The 10,040-nt window shown below is 44.0% G+C and carries 11 protein-coding genes and 1 pseudogene; 8 read left to right on the top strand and 4 right to left on the bottom strand.

Annotated elements, in window-relative coordinates:
• The first annotated feature begins 58 nt into the window (after nucleotides 1-58).
• The 7 genes and pseudogenes from RMY64_RS28655 (at nucleotide 59) to RMY64_RS28685 (ending at nucleotide 7,081) form a co-directional block, all read left to right on the top strand.
• A complete protein-coding gene (locus RMY64_RS28655) occupies nucleotides 59-412 on the top strand; it encodes a 4Fe-4S binding protein (RefSeq protein WP_322674536.1) in 354 nt (117 codons plus the stop codon).
• Nucleotides 413-439: 27 nt separating this feature from the next.
• Complete coding sequence (gene nifS, locus RMY64_RS28660; protein ID WP_322674537.1) at nucleotides 440-1,645, top strand: cysteine desulfurase NifS; 1,206 nt, start codon at nucleotides 440-442, stop codon at nucleotides 1,643-1,645.
• 148 nt (nucleotides 1,646-1,793) lie between these two features.
• Nucleotides 1,794-2,693, top strand: coding sequence for a Fe-S cluster assembly protein NifU (gene nifU, locus RMY64_RS28665; protein WP_322674538.1), 900 nt, complete (start codon nucleotides 1,794-1,796; stop codon nucleotides 2,691-2,693).
• 222 nt (nucleotides 2,694-2,915) lie between these two features.
• Nucleotides 2,916-3,272 carry a group 1 truncated hemoglobin gene (locus RMY64_RS28670; RefSeq protein WP_322674539.1) on the top strand — a complete coding sequence of 119 codons (357 nt, stop codon included), beginning with the start codon at nucleotides 2,916-2,918 and terminating at the stop codon, nucleotides 3,270-3,272.
• Between the two features lie 345 nt (nucleotides 3,273-3,617).
• On the top strand, nucleotides 3,618-4,511 hold the full coding sequence (gene nifH / locus RMY64_RS28675) for a nitrogenase iron protein (RefSeq protein WP_322674540.1): 894 nt from the start codon (nucleotides 3,618-3,620) through the stop codon (nucleotides 4,509-4,511).
• A gap of 150 nt (nucleotides 4,512-4,661) precedes the next feature.
• Nucleotides 4,662-5,600, top strand: a pseudogene (locus tag RMY64_RS28680) (nitrogenase component 1); the annotation flags it as partial.
• Between the two features lie 74 nt (nucleotides 5,601-5,674).
• Complete coding sequence (locus RMY64_RS28685) at nucleotides 5,675-7,081, top strand: site-specific integrase (RefSeq protein WP_322701774.1); 1,407 nt, start codon at nucleotides 5,675-5,677, stop codon at nucleotides 7,079-7,081.
• 111 nt (nucleotides 7,082-7,192) lie between these two features.
• On the opposite strand, the gene RMY64_RS28690 is transcribed toward RMY64_RS28685, so the two are convergent.
• From RMY64_RS28690 to RMY64_RS28700, 3 genes are all read right to left on the bottom strand, one after another.
• Entirely contained in the window at nucleotides 7,193-7,579 is a 387-nt protein-coding gene (locus RMY64_RS28690; RefSeq protein WP_322701775.1) for a hypothetical protein, read from the bottom strand.
• Nucleotides 7,580-8,072: 493 nt separating this feature from the next.
• Entirely contained in the window at nucleotides 8,073-8,411 is a 339-nt protein-coding gene (locus tag RMY64_RS28695) for a hypothetical protein (RefSeq protein WP_322674543.1), read from the bottom strand.
• Between the two features lie 77 nt (nucleotides 8,412-8,488).
• Nucleotides 8,489-8,746: a hypothetical protein gene (locus RMY64_RS28700; protein WP_322701776.1), complete on the bottom strand. Its 258-nt coding sequence runs from the start codon at nucleotides 8,744-8,746 to the stop codon at nucleotides 8,489-8,491.
• Between the two features lie 380 nt (nucleotides 8,747-9,126).
• Between RMY64_RS28700 and RMY64_RS28705 the strand changes: the two genes are divergently transcribed.
• On the top strand, nucleotides 9,127-9,417 hold the full coding sequence (locus RMY64_RS28705; RefSeq protein ID WP_322701777.1) for a hypothetical protein: 291 nt from the start codon (nucleotides 9,127-9,129) through the stop codon (nucleotides 9,415-9,417).
• A gap of 358 nt (nucleotides 9,418-9,775) precedes the next feature.
• Here the strand turns inward: RMY64_RS28705 and RMY64_RS28710 are convergent.
• Nucleotides 9,776-10,040 (bottom strand): hypothetical protein (locus RMY64_RS28710; protein WP_322701778.1); only part of this gene is annotated, 265 nt, incomplete at its 5' end.

A 10,040-nucleotide genomic window follows, 5' to 3' on the forward strand; every position in this document is an offset into this window, starting at 1 on the left:
TATGCACTGCAACGATTCCACCTTTATTATAAGTAATTATCCGAACTTGATATAAATCATGGCTTACAAAATTCTTACTAGCCAGTGTATTTCCTGCAATCTCTGTCTAACGGTATGTCCCACAAATGCAGTTAAAGTGGTTGACGGACAGCACTGGATTGACCCTGAACTTTGTACAAACTGTATTGGTAGCATTCATACCGTGCCTCAGTGTAAAGCTGGTTGTCCCACATGCGACGGTTGCGTTAAGCAGCCTAGCGATTATTGGGAAGGCTGGTTTACCAATTACAACCGCGTAGTTGCTAAATTAACAAATAAACAAGATTACTGGGAACGTTGGTTTAACTGTTATTCCCAGAAATACTCCGAACAGTTGCAAAAGCGCCAACCCCAAATAATTCGTAATTCGTAATTCGTAATTCGTAATTAGAAGACAACAATGCAAAATAACTGCATCTATCTCGATAATAATGCCACCACTAGGGTAGACCCAGAAGTTATAGAGGTAATGCTACCTTACCTGACGGATTATTACGGCAATCCCTCCAGTATGCATACCTTTGGTGGGCAAGTCGGTAAAGCAGTGAGAACAGCAAGAGAACAACTTGCAGCCATCCTGGGAGCCGATGAATCTGAAATTGTCTACACAAGTTGCGGTACTGAGGGAGATAACGCGGCGATTCGAGCCGCATTGTTAGCGCAACCAGAAAAGCGACATATTGTCACTACTCAAGTAGAACATCCAGCAGTACTCAATGTCTGCAAACAATTAGAAACCCAAGGTTACACTGTTACCTATCTATCAGTAAATCATCAAGGGCAGCTGGATCTAGATGAACTAGAAGCTTCCTTGACGGGTAACACCGCCTTGGTGACAATTATGTATGCTAATAACGAAACCGGAACGATTTTCCCGATTGAGCAAATTGGGTTGCGTGTAAAAGAATATGGCGCTATCTTCCATGTAGATGCGGTGCAAGCAGTGGGAAAAATCCCGTTGAATATGAAGACTAGCACTGTGGATATGTTAACCCTGTCTGGTCACAAGTTGCACGGGCCTAAAGGAATTGGTGCTTTATATATCCGGCGCGGAGTTCGGTTCCGTCCCTTCATTCTTGGGGGACACCAAGAACGCGGACGTAGGGCGGGAACAGAGAATGTTCCAGCAATTATCGCCTTGGGCAAAGCTGCGGAACTAGAACTGTTACACTTAGAAGAAGCGATCGCAAGAGAAAGAAAGCTGCGCGATCGCTTGGAACAAACTTTACTTGCTACAATTCCCGATTGTGTCGTTAACGGTGACGTTACGCAGAGATTGCCAAACACAACCAATATCGGCTTCAAGTACATCGAAGGTGAAGCAATTCTACTGTTATTGAACAAATACGGTATCTGTGCATCATCCGGTTCTGCTTGTACCTCCGGTTCTCTCGAACCCTCCCACGTCCTGCGGGCAATGGGCTTACCCTATACAACTTTGCACGGTTCTATCCGCTTCAGTCTTTGTCGCTACACCACAGAAGCCGAAATCGATCGAGTGATAGAGGTAATGCCCAGTATTGTAGAACGTTTACGCGCCCTCTCACCCTTCAAAAATGATGAAGCAGGTTGGTTGCAAGGACAGTCATTAGTCATTAGTCATTAGTCATTGGTCATTGGTCATTAGTCATGGGTCATTAGTCATTAGTTTTAGAAAAGTGACAAGTGACAAAGGACAAGTGACAAAGGACAAAGGACAAATGACAAAGGACAAATGACATAGGACAAATGACAAAGGACAAAGGACAAAAGTTATGTGGGACTACACCGATAAAGTATTAGAACTGTTTTACGATCCCAAGAATCAGGGAGAAATTGAAGAAACGGGCGAAGCTGGAGTTAAGGTTGCAACGGGTGAAATTGGCAGCATTGCTTGCGGTGATGCTCTGAGATTGCACCTGAAAGTGGAAGTGGAATCTGATAAGATTCTAGATGCTCGCTTTCAAACCTTTGGTTGTACTAGTGCGATCGCATCTTCTAGTGCATTAACCGAAATGGTCAAAGGTTTAACTTTAGATGAAGCCTTGAAAGTGTCCAATAAAGACATTGCAGATTACCTTGGTGGTTTGCCAGAAGCAAAGATGCATTGCTCTGTGATGGGACAAGAAGCGCTAGAAGCCGCTATCTATAATTATCGTGGCATACCTCTAGCTACCCACGATGATGATGATGAAGGTGCATTAGTTTGCAGTTGCTTTGGCATCAGCGAGTCTAAGATTCGCCGCGTGATTCTAGAAAATCATCTCACGGATGCCGAGCAAGTAACAAATTATGTGAAAGCTGGTGGCGGATGCGGTTCCTGTCTGGCGAACATCGATGATATAATAAGATCAGTTCAACAGGAATACGCCTCACCTGCTCTCAACAATTACGGCGTACAAGTTGCCACAGGAATTGTTACATCTAAGGAACGAGCGCTAACCAACGTCCAAAAGATTGCTCTAATTCAAAAGGTTCTTGATGAAGAAGTCAGACCCGTACTCATTGCAGACGGGGGAGATGTAGAACTCTATGATGTAGAAGGCGATCGCGTTAAAGTTGTACTGCAAGGTGCTTGCGGTTCCTGTTCTAGTAGTACAGCAACTCTAAAAATTGCGATCGAAGCCAGATTACAAGATCGTGTCAGCAAGAGCCTTGTAGTCGAAGCAGTTTAGGAATTGCTGTAGGACTTAACGTATTCTACAAATACGCTCTAATATGCATTCAGCCAGGAACAGAAAGTAGGATTTGAACCATATAATTGTCTCCACATCAATGCTTCAATCCTACCAGCAACCGATAGCTAAATTAGCTATGACGGCTAACAGCATATAGGCAAAAAGATTAAGCGCCTACTTGCAAATTTCATCATCCAACTCGCTTCAAAGGAACAGGATATGAGCACATTGTACGACAACATTGGTGGACAACCAGCTATTGAACAAGTAGTAGATGAACTCCACAAACGCATCGCTACTGACAGCCTCCTCGCTCCCGTTTTTGCTGGTACAGACATGGCCAAGCAACGCAATCATCTAGTTGCTTTCTTAGCTCAAATATTTGAAGGGCCAAAGCAATACGGCGGTCGTCCATTGGACAAAACCCACGCTGGAATGAATTTACAGCAACCACACTTCGATGCGATCGCCAAGCATCTCGGTGAAGCAATGGCTGTGCGTGGAGTGTCAGCAGAAGACACCAAAGCTGCACTAGATCGCGTCACAAATATGAAGGGCGCTATTTTGAACAAGTAATAGGACTAAGCATTGATTGTTGACAAACAACATCAAGTCCTATTGAATCTTGCAAGCTGAAACACATTATGACGTATTTGTAAATCGCGTATTTTTCTTTGTTCTTTGTCAGAACAAATGACAAAGGACAAAGGACAAACAACAAAAAGAAAAAAATTTTAACGAGGAAGATCGATGAACTTACTGTCAATAATTTTGGCTGTGGAGCGATCGCCCCCAGCAGGCATTTATGCCAACGCTACCAACGATGCTCTACACGCGCTCACTACTGTCGCTCAACTGGCGTGAACGCAACTGACAAAAGCAAAGACCCACTAACCAACCAATTGCAGGGAAATACGAGTCATGACAGACGAAAACATTAGACAGATAGCTTTCTACGGTAAGGGCGGTATCGGTAAATCTACCACTTCCCAAAACACCTTAGCAGCTATGGCAGAAATGGGTCAACGCATCCTCATCGTCGGTTGCGACCCTAAAGCTGACTCCACTCGTTTGATGCTGCACAGCAAAGCTCAAACAACCGTTCTTCACCTCGCCGCAGAACGTGGTGCAGTAGAAGATATCGAACTCGAAGAAGTAATGTTAACCGGTTTCCGTGACGTTCGTTGCGTAGAATCTGGTGGGCCAGAACCCGGTGTAGGTTGCGCCGGTCGTGGTATCATCACCGCCATCAACTTCTTAGAAGAAAATGGTGCTTACCAAGACCTAGACTTCGTATCTTACGACGTATTAGGTGACGTTGTGTGCGGTGGTTTCGCAATGCCTATCCGTGAAGGCAAGGCACAAGAAATCTACATCGTAACATCAGGTGAAATGATGGCGATGTATGCTGCTAACAACATCGCTCGTGGTGTTCTTAAGTATGCACACACAGGTGGCGTGCGTTTGGGTGGTTTGATTTGTAACAGCCGTAACACAGACCGGGAAATCGAACTAATCGAAACCTTGGCAAAACGGTTGAACACCCAAATGATTCACTTCGTACCCCGTGACAACATCGTTCAACACGCAGAATTGCGCCGGATGACTGTTAACGAGTACGCACCAGAAAGCAACCAAGCTAACGAATACCGGACATTGGCTCAGAAAATTATCGACAACAAGAATCTAGCTATTCCTACACCCATCGAAATGGAAGAACTAGAAGAATTGTTGATTGAATTCGGTATCCTCGAAAGCGACGAAAATACCGCAATGTTGGTTGGTAAGAGTGCTGCTGAAGCTCCTGTAGTATAAATCGCTGCTAATAAATAACGCTTTAGCACAAGGAAAAAGGAAGAGTTCCATATCTTACCTTTTCCCCTCTCACTTGCATCTCCCCCCTAACCTTAGAGGGGACTCCTAGTCCCCCTATGCCCCGATCCTTACAAGTCACAGAGGCTAAATATGACACCTCCAGAAAATCAAAACATCATCGAAGAAAGAAAAGAACTAATTAAAGAAGTTCTAAACGCTTACCCCGATAAAGCTAAGAAAAAACGGGAAAAGCACTTAGGCGTATACGAAGAAGGTAAGTCCGATTGCGGCGTTAAGTCTAACATCAAATCCCTGCCTGGGGTAATGACCGCTCGTGGTTGTGCTTACGCCGGTTCTAAAGGTGTGGTTTGGGGTCCTATTAAGGACATGATCCACATCAGCCACGGACCTGTAGGTTGCGGTTACTGGTCTTGGTCTGGTCGTCGTAACTACTACATCGGCACCACAGGTATTGACACCTTTGGTACCATGCACTTCACCTCCGACTTCCAAGAACGAGATATCGTTTTTGGTGGTGACAAGAAACTTACCAAGCTCATCCAAGAACTTGATGTACTTTTCCCACTCAACCGTGGTGTTTCCATTCAATCTGAATGCCCCATCGGTCTAATTGGAGATGACATCGAAGCAGTAGCTCGGAAGACATCGAAAGAAATTGGCAAGCCAGTTGTACCTGTTCGTTGCGAAGGCTTCCGGGGTGTTTCCCAATCTTTGGGACACCACATTGCTAACGACATGGTTCGTGACTGGGTTTTCACCAGAGCAGACCAAGCGAAAAAAGACGGTACACTTCAGTTTGAAGGTACTCCTTATGATGTAGCCATCATTGGTGACTACAACATCGGTGGAGATGCTTGGGCTAGCCGCATCCTGTTAGAAGAAATCGGCTTGCGCGTAGTCGCTCAGTGGTCAGGTGATGGCACCATCAACGAAATGTTGATGACCCCCAATGTGAAGATGAACCTCATCCACTGTTATCGGTCGATGAACTACATCAGCCGTCACATGGAAGAAGCTTATGGTATACCCTGTACGAAGTATGATTTAATGTTTCGTGATACCAAGATTTAGTCCAGGTCTAACTTTGCTCAATTTAAACATTGTTCTAAATGGACTAAATTTTAAGACACATTTAAGACACAATGAAAAGCAAGGCACAGGACGTTTTTGAGGATTTCACTCCGCCAGCATCTACCGATGGCAGCTATTTAGGAACGCAGAAACACATGAAAGCTACTCGGCAGCATCTGGAACGCAAGTTTGAGAAAGGTTTGACAGACACTAGGGCCCGTTTAAAATCCGCTAAGGTCAAAGTGGGTTTGGTCGTGGCACGGGACACAATTCAATTGCAAGCGTCTCTACCAATCAAACCCGGCGATCGCGACACTAAAGGAACTGGTTTTAAGCAGTACAAGATTTCGCTAAATATCCCTGCAAGCTTGGACGGGTTGAGAACAGCAGAGGAAGAGGCAAACGAGCTAGGCAAGCTGCTTGCCCGCAAACAGTTTGAATGGACTGATAAATATCTGGGTAAAATCGCTAAGGTCGCCAACAGATCCCAAACCCTTGGTGATGTTTTAGAAGAGTTTGAAACTGAGTATTTCAAAACACACAAATTAACAGAAAAAAGTAAACACACCTTTTTCTATTACAAGGATTATTTACGGCGGTTGATTGGGGTAGATACTTTATTGACTCAATCGGAGATTGACAAAAAAATTGCAGAGTTGACGAAAGATTTTGCTAGATACAGCGCTGTTAAATCGTTGAAAGTTTTAAAATCAACTCTTAATTTAACTAGCTTCACTCTCGAACATTTCAAAGCCACACAACCCAAAAGTCAGGCTAGGGACATTCCCAACGATCAGGATATCATCAAATATCAGGAATCTTTTCATCATTACTCTTTGACTAGAAGCTTAACAATCAAGAAGAGTTGTTTAGATAGTTGGAAGATGTGGGAATGGGTGTATGGAATGCTTGCCACTTATGGACTACGCCCAAGAGAATTGTTTGTAAATCCTGAAATTGATTGGTGGTTAAGTCCTGAAAATAAAGATAATACATGGAAGGTTCACCCAGATACTAAGACTGGTTACAGAGAAGCTTTACCGCTACATCCTGAATGGGTTTACTTGTTTGATTTAAAAAACGTAGAGTATTTGGAACTGTTAAAATCTCAAACTGATGGCAGGACTAGTTTTACAGATATCAACACTATTCGGGTTAATTGTTCATCATGGTTTAGGCGCGTAAATATTCCGTTTACGCCCTATGACTTACGCCATGCTTGGGCAATTCGAGCGCACATGATGGGCATTCCAATTAAAGCTGCTGCTGATAATTTGGGGCATTCTGTAGAGATTCACACTGAGATATATCAGAAGTGGTTCAGTTTGGAGAACCGGAGGAAGGTAATTAAGCAGGCAGTGGATAAAAAAGATGACATGGATACGTTGATACAGGAGAATGCACGGCTAAGGGCTGAGGTGGAACATCTCAGGCAAGCTCTGGCACGGCATCAAATTAGCGAGCTGCTGTCTACTTAACTTTCTAAACTCAAGCGGCAATACTTCAAAGTCAAGCTCAACGCTCAGTCAAGCTCTGACTAGTCAAGCTAGACTTGACTAGCCTGCAATGCCCCCAGTTAAAACATCCTCTTAGGGACTACAAGTAATGGATTGAATACCGTTAGTTGAAACTGAAACGTATACTTTATATCCTGCCGGACATGTTTCAGTTGAGTTACTTTTTCTAAGTTGGATTTCCTGTGAAAGCTGGCAACTCGTAAACTGTGCTTTGTCATCAAAAGATATAAATTTTTGGGCTTGGCACTCAAAATTAGATGATCCAGAACTGGGACTGTAAACCTGCACGGTCGTATCTTGTCCAAGAATACAACTTGCCAACGAACCATTTGAATAATTACTAATTGTCCCACCTTCACATGTAACTGACGCTTGAGCAGGTAGAGAAATAGCAAAATTGATTGAAAATAAGCCCAAAGAAGAAGTTAAAACTGCCAAAACTTTAGACGGAAATTTCATAAAAAAAATACTGGTTAGGAGAATAAAATTTGTTACTTCATTTCTACTTTGTCGCTCCTAAAGACTGATACAGCAAGGGTACTGATCTTACTTTAAAGTTTCCGTGAACGGTTTATTTTTTAGCAAATTAACTTTGGCAGTGTGCCAACTCTAAGCTGTTAAATTAGCCCTGCTACGTTTTTGGGCAATGTATTAGAAAAAATCCCTATTTTTTGGGAAATTCTGTTAAAAACGGCATTGGATAATTTGTATACAGCTGCTAAAAACGTTATACAAAACGGTTTTTAGCCGTCTACAGCCCTAAATTTAGGGCAATTTCTCTGTAGACAGTGTAGACAGATGAGAGATGAGGTATTGAGCCTCAATAGTGCCACACATGAGCATGACATGTGGCCTATATAAGCTAGACGTGTGCCACACATGGACTACTTAAGTCAACTGTAGACAAAGTGTAGGCGCACTGTAGACGCACACGTGAGCTACTTAAGTCAGGTTATAGAGAGCCGATTGACCCACGCGTAAGCTCTTTAATAAAGGCTTCAATCGCCTTTCCTGCCGTTGATTGCTTGCCAACTTTTAGCTTGTTGAGTGTGCGATCGCGAATTGCCTCATAGTCTGGCTGCACGAATGTACCTGCTGTCTGCGGCTGTTGCCTGAGTTGCTGGTTTTCTCTCTCCAGTTCCCTAATCTGTTCTAATCTCCTGTTGAGAACTGTTCCATCCTTCAAGATATTGTTTTCTCGCTCAACGTCAGCCAATTGCTGCTCTAGCTCCTTCTTTTCCTTGCGGGAATGCTTGAGACGAGTTTCTAGGCTTTTAACTTCAGCTTGCAACTGGTCGATAGTTTCGCTGTTCGCTACAGTTGAGTCTTCATTGCTTTCTTGCCCGGTAGTGCTAGTTTCCTTCTCTACTACCGGGCTTTCAATTTTCCCCGCAGTTCCTCCAGTTGCGATCGCACTTCACTAAAACTCGCTGCCACCTCTTGCTTAAACACTTCCAGTATGTCTACATCTGGAGTTTTTGTAGACACAGTTGTAGACCTAGCAAATGAACCCCTTAGTAATCTTGCAGCTGTCTGACTTGGGGATTTGTCCTCTGGAGTCTGGAAAGCTCGCAGTGCTTCTAATTCCTCATCGCTGATCCGAAATGAAATTATATTGTTACGCATTTGTAAACTACCTGTGTACAACCTGTCAACATAGTAAGTTAACCAGCATAGGTCGTCAACAAATTCGTTTACATAGTTGACAACCAACGAAGTAGTAGCTTAGACTGTTTCGTAGACATTGAGTAGACGATAGTAAACAAGGTAACAGCGAGTAAATCGTAGCGTCGTATCGCCCCAAAGTTCTCCTACCCACAACAGATGGATAAATGATCATCTCAGCTAAAGAAGTGCGATCGCAATCTGTTGCGAAATCTGCTTCAATGATTTCAGATACGACAAATGAAGTCAGCGCTTGAATGCGCCCCAGAAAGAGAGTTGACACCTCTCCCCCTGGCACGACTTCCCCCTTACTAGTTACCAGCCACTAAGGAGGCAATAGTATGTTAGCTGTTGACGGCCCTACTTTGGGCAATTTTCGTCAAGCGCCAAAGTTTTGGCGTTTGCGAGTGAGTAAAGAATTCAGCAAGCCCGAATACTACATTGGTCAAACCGTGCTGCACAAGACAAAAGTGAAGCAGGGTGAAATCTTGTACCCGGTAACAGTGCTTGGTCTTTCCTGGACTGGCGTGGACTGGCAGTACATGGCTTCCTTGCCAGAAGAACACCCTTGGTTTGAGGTAGATGACAACGAATGGGACTGGATTGATAGTTGGGAGCTAGAGCCAATGTAATTAATTAAACATCCCTTCTTAGGGGTGATCGTCGATCACCCCACGATCACCCCTAAAGTTATTGTTTGGCAAGGCTTCTAGCGATTGGTGATCGTCAACCTGCGAAAAATGCCCATAATTTTTTCTCTTACTCATTCAATTTTTTTGGTGATTTTTCTGTACTTAGACGATCACCTTCGGCTGTATTGCTTGCTGTGTATAGGTTGATGGGGTGATCGGGGGGGGTGATCGGGGGGTGATCGGGGGGTGATCGTCGTCGATGACGATCACCCCCCACCAGCACCCCTAAAGTTGGTGTTTGGCAAGGCTTCTAGCGATTGGTGAGTCAACCAGCGAAAAACGCCCATTGTTTTTTCTCTTACTCATTCAGATTTTTTCTAACGAATTCTCTGTACCTAGACCAGCACCTTCGGCTGTATTGCTTGCTATGTATAGGTCGATGGGGTGCTGGTAGGGGGTGCTGGTGGGGTGCTGGGGGGTGCTGGGGGTGTTGGTAGATACTTTCACCAAAAATAATGTCTAAGCTTGTGCTGGCAGTATCTTGAGGTGTTTCTAAGGGTAATCCACTGAGAGTTTGACACACCTCCTGGGGTGTGTCAAACCTGAATTTTGAAGTTGACAGT

It is taken from the genome of Nostoc sp. DedQUE08, from assembly GCF_034530895.1.
Classification (GTDB): Bacteria; Cyanobacteriota; Cyanobacteriia; order Cyanobacteriales; family Nostocaceae; genus Nostoc.

Excerpts from the sequence above, each read along its gene's own strand:
- RMY64_RS28655 (WP_322674536.1), top strand. The coding sequence starts at position 59 with ATGGCTTACAAAATTCTTACTAGCCAGTGTATTTCCTGCAATCTCTGT.
- RMY64_RS28690 (WP_322701775.1), bottom strand. The coding sequence starts at position 7,579 with ATGAAATTTCCGTCTAAAGTTTTGGCAGTTTTAACTTCTTCTTTGGGC.
- RMY64_RS28685 (WP_322701774.1), top strand. The coding sequence starts at position 5,675 with ATGAAAAGCAAGGCACAGGACGTTTTTGAGGATTTCACTCCGCCAGCA.
- RMY64_RS28705 (WP_322701777.1), top strand. The coding sequence starts at position 9,127 with ATGTTAGCTGTTGACGGCCCTACTTTGGGCAATTTTCGTCAAGCGCCA.
- nifU (WP_322674538.1), top strand. The coding sequence starts at position 1,794 with ATGTGGGACTACACCGATAAAGTATTAGAACTGTTTTACGATCCCAAG.
- nifS (WP_322674537.1), top strand. The coding sequence starts at position 440 with ATGCAAAATAACTGCATCTATCTCGATAATAATGCCACCACTAGGGTA.
- RMY64_RS28670 (WP_322674539.1), top strand. The coding sequence starts at position 2,916 with ATGAGCACATTGTACGACAACATTGGTGGACAACCAGCTATTGAACAA.
- nifH (WP_322674540.1), top strand. The coding sequence starts at position 3,618 with ATGACAGACGAAAACATTAGACAGATAGCTTTCTACGGTAAGGGCGGT.
- RMY64_RS28700 (WP_322701776.1), bottom strand. The coding sequence starts at position 8,746 with ATGCGTAACAATATAATTTCATTTCGGATCAGCGATGAGGAATTAGAA.